18 protein-coding genes are annotated in these 15662 nt (G+C 65.0%); 5 read left to right on the top strand and 13 right to left on the bottom strand.

The window, feature by feature from the left end:
• Positions 1–219: 219 nt before the first annotated feature.
• On the bottom strand, positions 220–354 hold the full coding sequence (locus ACX40Y_RS13055; protein WP_459120002.1) for a hypothetical protein: 135 nt from the start codon (positions 352–354) through the stop codon (positions 220–222).
• Between the two features lie 219 nt (positions 355–573).
• On the opposite strand from ACX40Y_RS13055, the gene ACX40Y_RS13050 reads away from it, so the two are divergent.
• A complete protein-coding gene (locus ACX40Y_RS13050; protein ID WP_010543827.1) occupies positions 574–753 on the top strand; it encodes a hypothetical protein in 180 nt (59 codons plus the stop codon).
• Between the two features lie 38 nt (positions 754–791).
• On the opposite strand, the gene ACX40Y_RS13045 is transcribed toward ACX40Y_RS13050, so the two are convergent.
• The 12 genes from ACX40Y_RS13045 to fabD form a co-directional block, all read right to left on the bottom strand.
• Complete coding sequence (locus ACX40Y_RS13045) at positions 792–1478, bottom strand: PEPxxWA-CTERM sorting domain-containing protein (RefSeq protein WP_459120001.1); 687 nt, start codon at positions 1476–1478, stop codon at positions 792–794.
• Between the two features lie 148 nt (positions 1479–1626).
• Positions 1627–2094 carry a YaiI/YqxD family protein gene (locus ACX40Y_RS13040; protein ID WP_459120000.1) on the bottom strand — a complete coding sequence of 156 codons (468 nt, stop codon included), beginning with the start codon at positions 2092–2094 and terminating at the stop codon, positions 1627–1629.
• Between the two features lie 280 nt (positions 2095–2374).
• Positions 2375–3955, bottom strand: a complete 1581-nt coding sequence (locus ACX40Y_RS13035) for an alginate export family protein (protein ID WP_459119999.1) — start codon at positions 3953–3955, stop codon at positions 2375–2377.
• Positions 3956–4031: 76 nt separating this feature from the next.
• The gene (locus tag ACX40Y_RS13030; RefSeq protein ID WP_459119998.1) at positions 4032–5774 is read right to left on the bottom strand and encodes a methyl-accepting chemotaxis protein; all 1743 of its coding nucleotides are present in this window, start codon (positions 5772–5774) and stop codon (positions 4032–4034) included.
• A gap of 355 nt (positions 5775–6129) precedes the next feature.
• Positions 6130–7707: a S10 family peptidase gene (locus ACX40Y_RS13025; protein WP_459119997.1), complete on the bottom strand. Its 1578-nt coding sequence runs from the start codon at positions 7705–7707 to the stop codon at positions 6130–6132.
• Between the two features lie 74 nt (positions 7708–7781).
• Positions 7782–8720, bottom strand: a complete 939-nt coding sequence (mltG, locus tag ACX40Y_RS13020; RefSeq protein ID WP_459120005.1) for an endolytic transglycosylase MltG — start codon at positions 8718–8720, stop codon at positions 7782–7784.
• A gap of 79 nt (positions 8721–8799) precedes the next feature.
• On the bottom strand, positions 8800–10059 hold the full coding sequence (gene fabF / locus ACX40Y_RS13015; protein ID WP_459119996.1) for a beta-ketoacyl-ACP synthase II: 1260 nt from the start codon (positions 10057–10059) through the stop codon (positions 8800–8802).
• Between the two features lie 132 nt (positions 10060–10191).
• Positions 10192–10440 carry an acyl carrier protein gene (locus ACX40Y_RS13010; protein ID WP_459119995.1) on the bottom strand — a complete coding sequence of 83 codons (249 nt, stop codon included), beginning with the start codon at positions 10438–10440 and terminating at the stop codon, positions 10192–10194.
• Between the two features lie 102 nt (positions 10441–10542).
• Positions 10543–11076, bottom strand: a complete 534-nt coding sequence (locus ACX40Y_RS13005; protein ID WP_459119994.1) for a hypothetical protein — start codon at positions 11074–11076, stop codon at positions 10543–10545.
• Between the two features lie 51 nt (positions 11077–11127).
• Positions 11128–11868, bottom strand: a complete 741-nt coding sequence (fabG, locus tag ACX40Y_RS13000) for a 3-oxoacyl-[acyl-carrier-protein] reductase (protein ID WP_459119993.1) — start codon at positions 11866–11868, stop codon at positions 11128–11130.
• A gap of 17 nt (positions 11869–11885) precedes the next feature.
• Complete coding sequence (locus ACX40Y_RS12995; RefSeq protein ID WP_459119992.1) at positions 11886–12302, bottom strand: GxxExxY protein; 417 nt, start codon at positions 12300–12302, stop codon at positions 11886–11888.
• Positions 12303–12333: 31 nt separating this feature from the next.
• The gene (gene fabD / locus ACX40Y_RS12990) at positions 12334–13269 is read right to left on the bottom strand and encodes an ACP S-malonyltransferase (RefSeq protein ID WP_459119991.1); all 936 of its coding nucleotides are present in this window, start codon (positions 13267–13269) and stop codon (positions 12334–12336) included.
• A 16-nt stretch (positions 13270–13285) separates the two neighbouring features.
• Between fabD and ACX40Y_RS12985 the strand changes: the two genes are divergently transcribed.
• The 4 genes from ACX40Y_RS12985 (at position 13286) to rplI (ending at position 15512) form a co-directional block, all read left to right on the top strand.
• Positions 13286–14122, top strand: a complete 837-nt coding sequence (locus ACX40Y_RS12985) for a PEPxxWA-CTERM sorting domain-containing protein (RefSeq protein ID WP_459119990.1) — start codon at positions 13286–13288, stop codon at positions 14120–14122.
• A 168-nt stretch (positions 14123–14290) separates the two neighbouring features.
• Positions 14291–14665, top strand: coding sequence for a 30S ribosomal protein S6 (gene rpsF, locus ACX40Y_RS12980; RefSeq protein WP_459119989.1), 375 nt, complete (start codon positions 14291–14293; stop codon positions 14663–14665).
• Positions 14666–14678: 13 nt separating this feature from the next.
• Entirely contained in the window at positions 14679–14903 is a 225-nt protein-coding gene (gene rpsR / locus ACX40Y_RS12975) for a 30S ribosomal protein S18 (RefSeq protein ID WP_010543816.1), read from the top strand.
• A 12-nt stretch (positions 14904–14915) separates the two neighbouring features.
• Positions 14916–15512: a 50S ribosomal protein L9 gene (gene rplI / locus ACX40Y_RS12970; protein WP_459119988.1), complete on the top strand. Its 597-nt coding sequence runs from the start codon at positions 14916–14918 to the stop codon at positions 15510–15512.
• The last annotated feature ends 150 nt before the right edge of the window (positions 15513–15662 follow it).

Below are 15662 nucleotides of genomic sequence, written 5' to 3'. Positions count from 1 at the left end.
AAAAAGACATCCCAAGATTGCAAAGGTTAAGCCTATCCAGCGAACGATGTTCACTAACGGCGAAAGATCTTTCTGTGGCGTCATCCCGCGCTCATAGGCGACTGCTGAAGCGTCCGCAATCGGAGCGTTAGCCGCCATCGCCGCGCCACATGAACGAACGGCCGCTTTCGGGCGCTGCGGCGCGCTTCCTTGATGTCCACCTTTGGGCGGCAGCGGTCGTCAGCCATAGCTGGTGAAATTCACCCCGACCACCATTCCGACGACCAGCGAAACCCCCAGCAGGGCCATAGCCATGAAACAGCGGCGATCCCAACCGACGTTCGCAGCCATCCCCACGCCGACGGGCAATCCCATCATCCATGCGAGGTTTGCTGGCGACCGGAAAGCAAACGCATCCGTTGCGAGGACGCACGCGGTTGTCGTGATCGCGACCAAGTAGACCTGTAGCATATATCGGTGCTGGGCCAGAGCTCGCATCGGCATCATGCCGAGAGCTTACGGTGCCGTGCGAAGGTCTGCAAATGGGCGCTACCCGCCCATATCCCTCCGCCTGAAACCCCGCTACAACGCCCCATGGCCGAACGCTTCGAACGACATCGCCAGCCCTGGCGCCCCGACGAGTTGCAAAAGCTCCACACCCTCGCGAAGAAAGGCATGCCGCTGCGCGCGATCGCCAAGGCGCTCACCCGCAGCGAGGAATCGGTGAAGGAACGCGCCAAGCTCGACGGGCTGTCGATCGCCAAGCTCCATTGACGACAACGGCCGGGCGCAGGCCCGGCCGCGTTGCTCGTTCAGGCGTAGCGCACGGTGACCCGCTGGTTGCGGCGGCGCAGCGCCCCGCCCATCAGGCCGAAGCCGCCGAGCAGCATCGCCCATGCCGCCGGCTCGGGTACGCCGCTGGTGGCGGGGGTCAGGCTCGCACCGAAGGTGAAGGCGCTCGCGCTGTAATAGGCGGCATTGGCCGCGGCCACGCCCGCCTCGTTCAGCGTGATGACATAGCTCGATGCCGCCGCGCTGATGAGGACCGAGCCCAGTACGGTGCCGCTTCCCAGATCATCGTAGATTCCGATCGCGCCGTCATATTCCTGGTACGTGTTGATCGCGCTGGTGACATCGTACAACGTCAGCATCAGGTTGCCGCTCGTACCATTGTAGAGGCCCGGGAAAAACCAATCGACGCTGTTGCCGATCGACACCACCCCGCTGGTGATCGGGCCGTTGAGCACGAAGGTGTAGTAGGAACGGAAGGTCGACTCGCCTACGGTTCCGGTCAGATAGTTGTCATTGCCATAGCTGTGCCCGCCGGTCTGATCGAACCAGCCGGTCTGCGCCGCCTGGATCGCGCCGCCGCCATTCACCGACAGCGTCTGCGCGCCCGAGGGTGAATAGCCAAACACATAATAATCCTGCGCCAATGCCGGCATCGCCCAGCCCGCGGCCAGCGCAGCGGCGGCTGCCCGAACGATTACATGCTTCATCATCACTCGACCCCCGTCGCTGCAAATCGGCCGAAGTGTTAATCGGCTAGAAACCTTTCGTCGATTGGTAACGACGGATCGCTTGTCTCAAACAGGCACAGTAAAGGCCAATTGCTTCACCTGAGACCAGGCCCGTGCCGGCCGCGCCTCACCCCCGCTTTGCTTGCACCAGCGCAGTATCGAGTGCCGACAGGAAGCGCGAGCGATCGGCCTTGCTGAACGGCGGCGGTCCGCCGATGCCGATCCCGTCGCCGCCGGCACGCAGGTCCGCCATGATCGCGCGGACCGCCACCGCATTGCCGATCGAATTGCTGGTGAACGGCTTGCCGGTCGGCGCCAGCACGGCCGCCGCCTCCGCTTTCAGGCAGCGGTCGGCGAGCAGGATATCGGCGGTCACCACCACGCTGCCGGCATCGGTCTGCGCGACGATCCAGTCGTCGGCGGCATCGAAGCCGTCGCTCACCACCACCCGGCAGACCAGTGGATGCTGCGGCACGCGCAGATGGGCGTTGCTGACGATGGTGACGGGCACCTCCAGCCGCCAGGCGACACGGTAGATCTCGTCCTTCACCGGGCAGGCATCGGCATCGACCAGGATATGCAGGGCTTTGGGCATGCCGCCCCCTGCCACATTCTGCTGCCGAAAGCGAAGCCGGCGCGGTCACGCCACCAGAACATTAAAAGAACAAATCGCTGTCCTACATCGGCGATTCGTGCTTATCTTCCCGGCGCATGCAATGCGATGGCGCCGCCACCCTCTCGATATCAGTCCGCTCGCCACCGGCCCGGGGGCCGATGGCGTCAGGCGCGGATCGACGTTGCACGTTCGTTGCCGCGGTCGCGTCCGGGATCAGGTTGATGTCGTAATCCCGGAACTTTCGGAACTTTCGCTTCGCTCAGAATCGGAAGCTCACCCAGCCGGCGACATAATGCGACCCGGTCGAGCCAACCGCCTTGAGCACCGCGCCCGGCTCGAAATATTCGTAGCGGCCGACCACCGACACGCGGGGCGTCACCTTCCAGGTCGCCTGCAGGCGGATCGCATCGCCGACATGATTGCCGCTGACGAGCTGGGTGCCCGAATAGGCGGTGCCGGCGCCGCGATACACCGCGTCGGTCTCGGTCACGCGGATGCTGTGCTGATATTCGGTGGTGACGTCGAGCTTCTTGGTCGGCGAGAGCGTGAAGTTGGGCGAGATCTGGAACAGATTGATCAGGTTCAACGCACCCTGATAGCTGAACGGGATCGCCCCGCCGGTCACGGTGCGTGCATTGCGGATCGTCCCGGTGCCATAGGCGCCGCCGCCGCTGCCATAGTCGAAATGGATGCCGGCCTTCGGTTTCACGCCCTTCGGATTGAGGACATAGGTTTGTGCAGCCTGCACCATCCACGCATCGATCGGGCGGCCCATGTAATCGCCTTCCTGGCGATCGACCGTCCAGTCGAAGTTCACGCGATCGACGCTGCCCCACACGCGCGCACCATAATGCCGGCGACGCTCGCGGCCGGTGCTGCGCCCCCATTTGCTGCTGTCGTTGCGATCACGCCATACGAACGGATCGACGAAAATCTTGCGCGTCTTCTCGTTGGCCACGACCATGCCAACGGTGACGCCGGAAAAACGGCTGCCTCGGTCGATCTTGTCGTCACCGACGCCGCCGAGCCCCATGGTCGTCGGCCGGAAATCGAACACGTCGGCGCGGAACCTGGCGACCGCCACCCAGGCGCGGGCACCGTTGAGTTCGATGTGCAGCGTATTGTCGTCGCGGACAGACACGAGCCCCGAGGGGCCGTCGGTGAATTCCTGGCGACCATAACGGACGCCGGCAGTGACCCTGCCTATCGAGCCGCTCAACTCGGCGAAATATTGCTGGGCGAACAGATCGTTCTTCGATTTGGGCGCGGGATTGCCAAGATTGTGCCCGGCCAGCCCGCCATGCGCCAGTTCGCCGTAAAGTCGCAGCGGGCCGATATGCACGTCCGCACCGGCGAACACGCGCAGCAACTGCTCTCGACGATGGGCGACCGGCGTGAGATTGGGATGCGATATATAATCCTGGCGCAGCCGCAGTTCACCGGACAGCGTGGCATAGACGGTACCGTCGCCGCTGATCGGCAGATATTTCAGCCGATCGAGAATGTCGTCGCGCTTCTTCGGATCGCGCATCACGCGCCAGTCCTCGGCCCAGCGCGACACGTTGTACCCGCCCAGCTTGACGCCAAAGCCGTCCGCCTGGTTCGGATAGGGATAGGTGGACGGCTGCGATGGCGCGCGCGGCGTCACCGCCTCGGCGGCCGGGGTTCCCTTTTGCGGCGGCACGTCCTGCGGTGGCCGCTCCTGCCCGCCGCCCGTCACGACGATCATCGCAGCCTGTTCTGGCTGCGGTTGCGCCGTCTGGGCGTTCGCCATCGGAACGCCGATGCCGGCGCCGATCAGCGACGTCAAAAGGGTGAGCGAAAGCGTGGAGCGCGACATGGCAATTTTTCCGTTTGTGGGAGCGGACACCGCCCGCTCCAGATGATTGGAACGGCGGCACGAACGCCGCCGCCGTTCAGAAGCTCGCCCAGTCGCCGGACGCGTCGGCGAGCGCGGGCTGGGGCTGCGGCTGCGGCTTCTTGCCGCGCGATGCCGCCGCCGGCGCCGGCGGGGCGGCGTGGCGGGTTGCGCCTGCGCTGCTCGTCTTGAAGCGCGCCGCCTGGCGCGACAGGCCGGAGACTTCGCCCGCCAGATTGCGTGCCGCCGCCGAGGTCTGCTCGACCATCGCCGCATTCTGCTGCGTCGAATGGTCCATCGCGCCGACGGCGGTGGCAATTTCGGCGATCGCGCTCGATTGCGCGCGGTTGTCGGTCGCCACCACCTCGACGAACTGGTGGACCTGGCTGACGCTGCCGGTGATGTTCGCCAGCGCGGTGTCGACCTTCTTCACCGCTTCGACGGCGACGACGATATCGGCCTGGGTCGTGGTCAGCTGCTCGCGGGCGCGGCGGGCCTCCTCCTCGGCGCGCATGGCGAGCGCGGAGACGAGGTCCGCAACGACGGCGAAGCCGCGTCCGGCCTCGCCGGCCCGGCCGGCTTCGACCGCCGCGTTCATGGCGAGCACGCGCGTCTGGAACGCGATCTTGTCGAGCCCTTCGATGACGGTGTCGATGCCCTGGGCGCTTTCGGAGACGCGGTCCATTGCCGAGGTCGCCTCGCCTGCGGTCGAGCGGCCCGAATCGACGATGCCGATCGCTTCCTGCGTGTACCCGACGGTCTGGTCGGCCGCACTGGCGCTCGACTTCAGCCGGTCGTTCATCTGCTGGAGTGCGGCCGAGGTCTGCTCCAGGCTGGCCGCGTTCGATTCGGTCCGGCGGGCAAGGTCATCCGATGCCGCCGCGATCTCGGTCGATCCGGTCTCGATGCTGTGCGACGCCTCGGTCAGCACCGCGATCAGTTCGCGAAGATTGTCGAGCGCGGTGTTGAAATTGTCGCGGAGCGAAACATAGGCGGCCGGCACCTGGGTGGCGATCGTGCCGGTGAGGTCGCCTTCGGAGAGCGCCTGCAGCTTTTCCGAAAGCAGCTGCACGATGGCGCGCTGGTCCGCGTCGGCGGCGGCCTTGGCCGCTTCGGCGGCGAGCTTCGCCTGGGCATTCTCGCGGAACACCTCGAGCGCGCCCGCCATATGGCCGATCTCGTCCTTGCGCTCGGCGCCCGGGATCGCCGCCGCGGTATCGCCGGCGGCAAGGCTACGCATCCGGCTTGTGATCGCCGCCAGCGGCAGCGTGATCGAGCGGGTCACCGTCCAGATCAGCCCGACAATCAGCGCCACGATCACCACCACGACCATGCCCAGCTTGATCTCGGCGTCATGGACCGCGGCCTGAATCTCCTCATTGTAAACGCCCGTCGCGAGCACCCATCCCCACGGCTTGAATTCGCGGGCATAGGAAATCTTGGGCTTCACGCCCTTGCCGCCGGGCAGCTCATAATCATAGGCGACGAAGCCGCCGCCCTGTTCGGTGGCGATCTTCACCATCTCGCGGAAATGGTATTTTCCGGATGCGTCGGTGCTGTCATAGGTCGTCTTGCCGACCTTCTCCGGCTTCACCGGATGCATCACCATCATGTGATTGTTGTCGAGAATGAAGAAGTAATCGAGTTCGCCGAAGCGCATCGATCCGATCACCTTCTTCGCGGCAGCCTGGGCCTGCGCCTCGTTCATCCGCCCGGCGCGCTGTTCGGCGTTGTAATAATCCAGCTGGCTGTAAGCGATGTCGATCGCCTGCTTGGTTCGCGCCTCGAAACTCTTGTTCAACGCCGAATCCAGCTGATTCAGCGCAAGAAGAATTACCAGTCCCAGACCGATCAGCGAACCACCGCCAATGATTAACAGGCGTTTACCAATACTGACATTACTTAGAAGGCGCACGCCAATCTCCGGGAAATCTGGATTCCCCGGAATTATAGGACGGAATCAAGCGCCACTTGCAGCGAACGCAACGGTTTTGTATCGAAACATTGCAGACATATTCGAAATTCCGCAATGGCTTAACGCCTCGAAAACGCCGCAGCCCGGGCTTTCCCGGAGGCGAGTCCAGGCACCATCGCCACCCGACCGGCGATGCGTTCCGCTGCGACGGAACGCACACCGCCGCCCGCCAGCCGCGCGCTCAGCGACCGGCTTGGGCGGGGCGAGCGGAGGGCACGCCCCGCATGGCTTCGTCGTACCAGATCGAAAGATCACGGTGCATCGCGCCCATCGTCTCGGGGTTGAGGTACACCATGTGCCCGGCCGGATAGTAGGTGAAGCGGATATTCTTCTCGAGGTCGGGCGTCAGCAGCATGTGGCTCACGTCGAACTCGGCACCGTAGAACGGCGTCGCGAAGTCATAATAGCCGTTGATGAACAGCACTTTCAGATCGGGGTTGAGCCGCATCGAATAGGCCAGATCGACGGCACTGTCGGGCGCAAGATGCGTGCCGCTGCCGTCCGGCGCGCGATGCTTCCAGTCCCATTCGAAGCCGGGGCCCCGTGCCGACAGGCGGTACGGCATGTCGGTCTTGTAGCCGAGCACGCGCGCCACATAGTCCTGGAACGTGGCGACAAAGGCGCCGGTGACGGAGGTGGAGGCGGGATCTTCGTCGGGGCTGTCGGCATTGGCGTCGCCCATATTCAGCGTGTATCGCGAGTCCAGCCGCCCCACCGCCAGCCGCCGGTCGCGCAGCAATTCGGTCTGGAAGCGCGGCAGCGTCAGCCGCAGGTCGGCCCGCAGGATATAGGCTTCGCTGATGCCGGTATATTCGGACATCTTCTTCGCGATCGCCGTCTTTTCCTCGGACGAGATCCGCGTGCCCTTGGCGAGCGCGGCGGCATAGGGGCCGCTGGTGAAGGCACGTACCTCGTCGAGGAAACGGCCGAGATCGGCGGGGCGATCGGCCAGCCGGTTGTGATACCATGCGGTCGCCGCCATCGTCGGGAACAGCGTCAGGAAGTTCTGGTCATAGCCCGGCTGGCGGACGCCATAGTTCATGATGGTGGAGAACTGGACGATGCCGTTCAGGCTCAGGCCCGCTTCTTCCAGCTTGGCGGCGACCACCGGGTTGCGCAGCGTGCCATAGCTTTCGCCGAACAGGAATTTGGGCGACTGCCAGCGTTCGAACTTGCTCGTGTAGCGCAGGATGGCGCGGGCAAAGCCGTCGGCGTCCTGATCGACGCCCCAGAAGTCCTTGCCCGTCTTGTCCCCCAGCGGCCGCGACCAGCCGGCGCCCAGCGCATCGATGAACACCAGGTCGCTCTTGTCGATCAGCGAATCCGGGTTGGGGCCGAATTGATAGGGCGCGGGGCTGATGAACCTGGGATCGCCGGTGACGATCCGCACGGGGGCGAAACTGCCCATGTGGAGCCAGATCGTCGCCGATCCCGGCCCGCCATTGTAGAAGAACGTGACCGGCCTCGCCTCGCGCGTCGCGCCGTCGCGCGTATAGGCGGTGTAGAAATAGGAGGCGGTTGGCTTGCCGTCGTCGTCGCGGATGGTGAGCGTGCCTGCGGTTGCCGTATAGGCGATGCGCTGCCCGCCCACCGTCACGCTGCCCTTGCTGACGGCGCTCGCCTCATCGACGGGCGGGCGAACCCAGGCCGCCTCGGCATCGGCCTTGAGCAGTTCGCGATGTTCGTCCTTGGGCTTTTCCTGCGCCAGCGCGGGCATAGTGGTAGTGAGCAAAAGGCACAGGATCGAAAGACGGCGCATCAGGAACCCCCGGAAGGTTTGCTGGGGTTCTCATTAGCTTGTCGCCAGCACCAGACAAGCGAACGACTGTTCGGCTACATCTCCCCGCGCGCGCGGCGCAGCGCATACCATTTGCGGACATTGGCATTGTGCTGCTCCAGCGTATCGGCAAACACATGCCCGCCGCTGCCATCGGCGACGAAATAGAGCGCGCCCGATGCCGCCGGGTGCAGCACCGCATCGATCGATGCGCGGCCCGGATTGGCGATCGGGCCGGCGGGCAGCCCGGCCATCGCATAGGTGTTATACGCATTCACCGCGCGCAGTTCGGACTGGAGGATCCGGCGCCCCAGCGGCTTGCCCCGCGTGATGGGGTAAATGACGGTCGGGTCCGCCTGAAGCCGCATCCCCTGTTTCAGCCGATTGGTATAGACGGCAGCGACCATCGCCCGCTCCTCGGGCTTGGCGGTTTCCTTCTCGACGATCGAGGCGAGGATCACCGCCTCACGCGGCGTCTTCACCGCGATGCCCGGTGCCCGGCCCGCCCAGGCCTTGGCCAGATAATCGGTCATCGCCTTCTGCATCCGCACCAGCACCTGCTGGCGTGCATCGTCCCGGCTATAGGCATAGCTGTCGGGCAGCACACTGCCCTCGGCGGGCATGGCCGCCCTGCCCGTCAGCCCCGGCGCCTTCATCAGCGACTCGAAGACGACAACCGAAGGCGTGCCTTCAGGAACGGTGAAGAAGCGCTGGAACGTCTGCCCGCGCTGCAGCATGCGAAACACGCCACGCTGGCTCAGGCCCGCGGGTATTCGATATTCGCCCGCCTTGATCGCGGCACCACCGCCCAGGAGCTTGACGAACAGCGTGAACTGCCGCGCCGAGCGGATCGCGCCGGCCTTTTCCAACTCGGTGGCGGCACGCGAAAGCGACGCGCCCTGCGGCACCACCACCGAAAGCGGACGCGGGGCCGGCCCGGGGCCGCCCCACAGCCACCAGGCGGTACCGCCCAGCGCTGCCACCAGCAGCAACAGCGCGAGCAACAGGCATCCGCCCGTCCGCCGGCCGCGCCGACGGCCGCCAAAGCGCCGTGCCGCGGCCGGGGAACGACGTTTAGACAGCCTTCATCACCAGGCTGGCGTTGGTGCCGCCGAAACCGAACGAGTTGTTCAGCACGGCCTTCACCTTGCGCTGCTTCGCCGTGTGCGGGACGAGATCGACGCCGGTGCAGCTCTCGCTCGGATTGTCGAGGTTCAGCGTCGGCGGCACGACCTGGTCGCGCAGCGCGAGGATGCAGAAGATGCTCTCCACCGCGCCCGCGCCGCCCAGCAGATGGCCGATCGCCGACTTGGTCGAACTCATCGACAGCGTATCGATCGCGCTGCCGAACAGGCGGCGGACCGCGCCGAGTTCGAGCTCGTCGCCCAGCGGAGTCGAGGTGCCGTGCGCGTTGATATAGTCGATCTCGTCGAGCGAAAGGCCGGCCTTGCGCACCGCCATCTGCATCGAACGGAATGCGCCCGAACCCTCCGGGTGCGGCGCGGTGACGTGATAGGCATCGCCCGACAGGCCATAGCCGACGACTTCGGCATAGATCTTCGCGCCGCGCGCCTTGGCGTGCTCATATTCCTCGAGCACGATCACGCCTGCGCCTTCGCCCATCACGAAGCCGTCGCGGTCGACGTCATAGGGACGGCTGGCGCGGGTGGGATCGTCACGGAAGCCGGTGGAAAGCGCGCGCGCCTGGCCGAACCCGGCGATGCCGATCGGGCAGATCGTGCTTTCGGCGCCGCCCGCCAGCATGATGTCGGCATCGTCCATCGCGATCATCCGGGCGGCATCGCCGATCGAATGCGCGCCGGTCGAGCAGGCGGTGACGACCGCATGGTTCGGGCCCATCAGGCCGTACTTGATCGAAACCTGGCCCGAGATCAGGTTAATCAGGCGGCCGTGGACGAAATGCGGCGAGACGCGCTTCGGCCCCTTTTCCGCCAGCACCAGCGATTCGCTCTCGATGCCCGGCAGGCCGCCAATGCCCGAACCGATCGAGCAGCCGGCGCGGAAGCGGGTCGCCTCGTCCATCTCGGTCAGCCCGGCATCCTCGATCGCCTGGCCGGCGGCATCGATCCCGTAAACGATGAAGGGATCGACCTGGCGCTGGATCTTGTGGTCGACGCGCTTGCCGGCATCGAACCCATATTCATGGTCGGCCGGCTTCACTTCGCAGGCATAGTTGCTCTGGAAATCGTTGGCATCGAACCGGGTGATCGTGCCCGCGCCGGACTTGCTGGCGAGGATGTTCTTCCAGGCGGTTTCGACATCGGCACCCAGCGGGGTGACGAGCCCAAGGCCGGTCACGACTACGCGGCGCATGGCAATTCTCCGTCAAAGTTCTTCGAAACTGGATCAAATAACAAAACGGCTTCCCGTCCGCTCGCACGAGCATGAACGGAAAGCCGTCGAAATGCGTTCCTGCCCATCAGGGCTGGCTGCATCGTCCGGGCGTCAGCCCTGCTGATGCTCGCTGATATAGGCGACGGCGTCGCCCACCGTCGCAATCTTCTCGGCGGCGTCGTCGGGGATCTCGACCCCGAATTCCTCCTCAAACGCCATCACCAGCTCGACGATGTCGAGGCTGTCCGCACCGAGGTCGTCGATGAAGCTGGCGGTGGGCACCACTTCCTTCGCATCGACACCCAGATGGTCGACGACGAGCGCCTGCACGCGGGTAGTGATCTCTTCCTGGTTCGCCATGGTCCCTGTTATCCTTCGTGACTGGGCTCTGATTGAGTTGGACCGCACCTAGAATGCCGTCGATGCGGTTGCAAGAGGGGCCGACGCCGCGTTGCGACGCCGCTATTCGGAAAACTGACGCGCAGCATATTCCAGCGTGTTCACGAACGCAAAATACTCCGCGAGCAATTCGGCGTTCTCGCGCGTCTGCATCGCCTCCTCGGTCACCGCCTCGCGGATCAGTCCCTGAGTTTCGTCGGCGGTGAGCGCGCGGCTGCGGGTCTCTTCGGGAAGCGCCCGGTACAGCGCATCCAGCGCCTCGGGATCGAATCCCTTTGCGGAAACCACGCGCTTCGCCACCGGCAGCCCGATCGACGCCAGCGCATAGATGCCGGCCGCCCGTGCCGCGCTGCCGGGCCAGCCATTCGCCGTCGCGCAGGCGCTAGCCGCATCGTTCAGCCCGCGCCCGACGCTGGGATCATAGCTCGGCCGCTTGCCGACGTCGCTCAGGTTGCGGGCGACGTCGGCGGCGATCTGCGCGCGCACCGCCGCATCCACCTTTTCCGCGACACAGCCGATCGAGGAGGGATCGGCGGCCTGCGCCGCTGGGGCGGCCAGCACGGTGAGCGCCGCCGTCATCGAGAGGAGAAATCGCATCGTCATCAAACTCCCATTCCCCCGGACGCCAGCCCCGCCCCGCTGCCCGGCTCAGAGCATCGCCATCCCACCGTTCACATGCAGTGTCTGGCCGGTGACATAGGCCGATTCCCTGCTGGCAAGATAGACGACCGCTGCGCCGATATCCTCGCCCTCGCCCAGCTTTCCGGCAGGAATGCGGCCGAGCAGCGCGTCCTTCTGCGCTTGCGGCAGAACGTCCGTCATCGCCGACCGGATGAAGCCCGGCGCGACGCAGTTGACCGTGATGTTGCGGCTCGCCAGTTCCTGCGCCAGCGCCTTCGACATGCCGACCAGCCCCGCCTTGGACGCGGCATAGTTGGCCTGCCCCGGATTGCCGGTGGCGCCGACGACCGAGGTGATCGAGATCATGCGCCCGAAGCGCGCCTTCATCATCGGCTTGGCGGCCGCGCGCATCAGGCGGAACGCGGCCTCCAGGTTCACGGTAATGACCTGTTCCCACTCCTCGTCCTTCATCCGCATCGCCAGATTGTCGCGGGTGACGCCGGCATTGTTGACGAGGATGTCGAGCTTGCCGCCCAGCGCTTCCACCGCCTGCGGAACGAGCGCGTCGACCGCCGCGCGATCAGAGAGATTGCACGGCACGGCAACATGGTCGCCGCCAAGCTCGGCGCGAAACGCCTCCAGCTTGTCGGCGTTGGAGCCGGAAACCGCCAGCCGCGCACCCTGCGCAGCCAGCGCCTTGGCGATCGCCGAACCGATGCCCCCCGAAGCGCCCGTCACGAGCGCGGTCATGCCTGTAAGGTCGAACATGAAAAGCTTGTCCTTATTCATTGGTTCACGCGAAGGCGCGAAGACGCGAAGGAGTCATGGCCATTCACCACTCGGCGAAGGCCCTCTTTCAGTGTTTCGCCACCAAAATTGATCAGCAGCCCCGGTGGCTGCTTCAGCAAACGGAGATACGTCAGCACCTGCTTTGCATGGACGGGCGCGAGACGCTCAACGGATTTGATCTCAACGAGCAGACACTCATCCACGACGAGATCGGCGCGAAACGCGCCTTCAAAGTGCAAGCCATCGAATTCGATGTCGATTGGGCATTGCTGCAAAACATGATGCCCACGCTCGACAAGCTTCGCAGCCAATATCGATTCATACACGCTTTCCAGCAGCCCAGGCCCGAGCGCCATGTGCAGTTTTATCGAAGCATCAATGATATCGGCCGCAATCGCCTCTACGTCCTGCATCTTTGCGTCTTCGCGCCTTCGCGTGAAAAAATCAAAGCACCTTAACCAGCGCCTCGATATCGTCCATCGTCACCACGCTGGTCACGCCCGCGTCCGGCGCGATGCGCTTGACCATGCCGCCGAGCACCTTGCCGCCCAGCTCGACGAAATCGTGGACACCCGCGTCGAACATCGCCGTTACCGATTCGCGCCAGCGGACCATGCCGGTCACCTGCTCCACGAGCAGCGTGCGGATGGTCGCGGGGTCGGCGATCGGCGCGGCGGTGACGTTGGCATATACCGGCACCAGCGGCGCCTGGATGGCTACGTCGGCGAGCGCGGCTTCCATCGCATCGGCGGCGGGCTGCATCAACGGACAGTGGAAGGGCGCCGATACCGGCAGCAGCAGCGCACGCTTGGCGCCATGCTCCTTGGCGATCGCCACCGCCCGCTCGATCGCGGCGCGGGCGCCCGAGATCACCACCTGGGTCGGATCATTGTCATTGGCGACGGCGCACACCTCGCCCTCGGCGGCGGCATCGGCAATCGCCTGCGCCTTGATCAGATCGGCACCGAGCAACGCCGCCATCGCCCCCTCGCCCACCGGCACCGCCGATTGCATCGCGTCGCCACGCTTGCGCAGCAGCTGCGCCGTGGTGGACAGATCGAACGCGCCGGCAGCGCACAGCGCCGTATATTCACCCAGCGAATGGCCGGCGACGAAGTCCGCCCTGTCGGCCAGGCGAACGCCGCCCTCCTTCTCCAGCACGCGCAGCACCGCAATGGCGTTCGCCATGATCGCCGGCTGCGCATTGGCGGTCAGCGTCAGTTCTTCCTCGGGCCCCTCGGTCATCAACCGGAACAGGTTCTGGCCCAGTGCCTCGTCGACTTCCTGAAACACCTCGCGCGCGGCCGCGCTGGCTTCGGCGAGCGCGCGACCCATGCCGACCGCCTGGCTGCCCTGCCCTGGAAAGATGAACGCGCGCATATCTGCTCCTTGAAGATTGTCCGGGATCGCATCGACGGCGGATCGGGGCCGCGCGTTAGAGCCGATCGCCCTGCCGTGGCAAGCCTGCCCCGCCCGGGCGCCCGAAATCCCGGACGGGGACAGTAACCATCTGTCTCAACCGCGAATCCGCCTCGCCTGTATCAATGCGACACAGCGCACCGATCGTCGCCATGTTGCTGGCGCGTTTCCCATCCGTCATTTGCCAGACCACAAATTCGAAGATCAAATCAGGAGCAAGCAGGTGGGCATCAAGATCAAGCTGGCGGCAGCAGCAATCGCTCTCGCAATCCCCTCGGCGGCAGACGCCTCGACCATCATTTCCAGCAAGTGCTTTTCCGTCGCTTCGTCGGCCGGCTGCCTGTTCTCCGGCAACATCAACGGAAACGACAACGTCAACAACAAGAGCAGCTACAAGAACGCTGAGCGCGCGTACAACAGCTACAACAATTATCGCTGGTGGGCAGGCCCGGACATTGAGCTGAACTATCTGTTCGACACCAGCACCACGGCCGGGCTCATCACGGGCGCGAACAAATCGTCGGGAACCTGGTCGACGCCCGGCTATCTGATCGACTTCATCGCCGTGAAGGCCGGCAACTATTTCACGCTGTACAAGATCGATCCGGCCTCGTCGGGCAGCTGGGACACGTTTGACATTCCGAGCAACGATTGCGATCCGACCAAGCTCTCGCACATCGTGTTCTTCGGCTCGCAGGATGCCGGCGCCGGCGCGGTGCCCGAGCCGGCGGCCTGGGCCATGCTGATCGGCGGTTTCGGGATGACCGGGGCAGCGATGCGCCGCCGCCGCAAGCCGGTGCTCGCTGCGGCCTGAACGGGCTTGCAATGACGCATCGCTTGCGCGTATAGCGCCAGCTTCGGAGCGGGGCAGCAATGCGTCCGCTCCGTTTGCTTTATTGACTAATGCCATTTTGGCAAGACGACAGCCGGAGGGGCGTCCGCATGGGGCGGCGTCAGCGATCGGCCAACAGGAAGAGAACCAATGGCTCTTTACGAGCATGTGTTCCTTGCGCGCCAGGATCTGGCACAGGCGCAGGTGGACGCACTGGCGGAAGCCGCCACCAAGATCGTCGAGGATAATCAGGGCAAGGTCGTCAAGACCGAGACCTGGGGTCTTCGCAGCCTCGCCTATCGCATCGCGAAGAATCGCAAGGCGCACTATGTGATGCTCGAGATCGACGCGCCGGCCGGCGTGGTCGCCGAGTTGGAGCGCCAGACGCAGATCAACGAGGACGTCATCCGCTACATGACCGTCAAGGTCGATGCGCATGAGCAGGGCCCGTCGGTCATGATGCGCAAGGGTGATCGCGAGCGTCGCGGCCGTCGCGACCGTGACGGCAATTTCGACGGCGAATAAGGAGCGATAGATCATGGCACGACCCTTTTTCCGCCGCCGCAAGAGCTGCCCCTTCTCCGCGAAGGATGCGCCCCGGATCGATTACAAGGACGTCCGGCTGCTGCAGGGCTTCGTCTCCGAGCGTGGCAAGATCGTCCCCTCGCGCATCACCTCGGTGAGCGCGAAGAAGCAGCGCGAACTGGCCCAGGCCATCAAGCGCGCCCGTCATCTGGGCCTGCTGCCCTACATCGTTAAGTAAGGAGCGGATCCAATGGAAGTCATTCTGCTCGAGCGCGTTGAGAAGCTCGGCCACATCGGCGACGTGGTGAAGGTGAAGGACGGCTTTGCCCGCAACTTCCTCCTGCCGCGCAAGAAGGCGCTCCGCGCCAACGAAGCCAACCGCAAGGTCTTCGAAGCCAATCGCGAGCGCATCGAGGCCGAAAACGCCGCCCGCCGCGTCGAGGCCGAGAAGGAGGCCAAGACGCTTGAAGGTGCATCGGTCACGCTGATCCGCCAGGCGTCGAACACCGGCCAGCTCTATGGCTCGGTCGCGGTTCGCGATCTGGTCGACGCGCTGCTCGCCGACGGCCACAAGGTCACCAAGTCGCAGATCGTGCTCGATCGCCCGATCAAGGCGATCGGCCTCTACGAGGTCAAGGTCGCGCCGCACCCCGAGGTGTCGGTGATCGTCAAGGTGAACGTTGCTCGTTCGCCCGAGGAAGCCGAGATGCAGGCGCAGGGCGTCGACGTCATGGCCGCGATGTTCGAGCGTGAGGAAGCGGGCTTCACCGAAGCCTATGATCCCAACGCCGAGCCGGGCGAGATCGCTACGGACGCAGCCGAGGCGGACGAGACCGCCGAGGGCTGATCCGCCGGGGTTCGCCCCAGGATCGAAGAAAGGGCCGCGCCGGGCAACCGGGGCGGCCTTTTTCATGCGCGACGATCTATGCTTTGAAGGACGGCGATGCCGCCTTGCCCGACGAAGCCCCAGAACCGCGGACCCGGCGCTAGGGCAAAG

The organism is Sphingomonas sp. RS6, from assembly GCF_054489705.1.
This window is presented reverse-complemented; position numbering and strand designations above follow the sequence as displayed.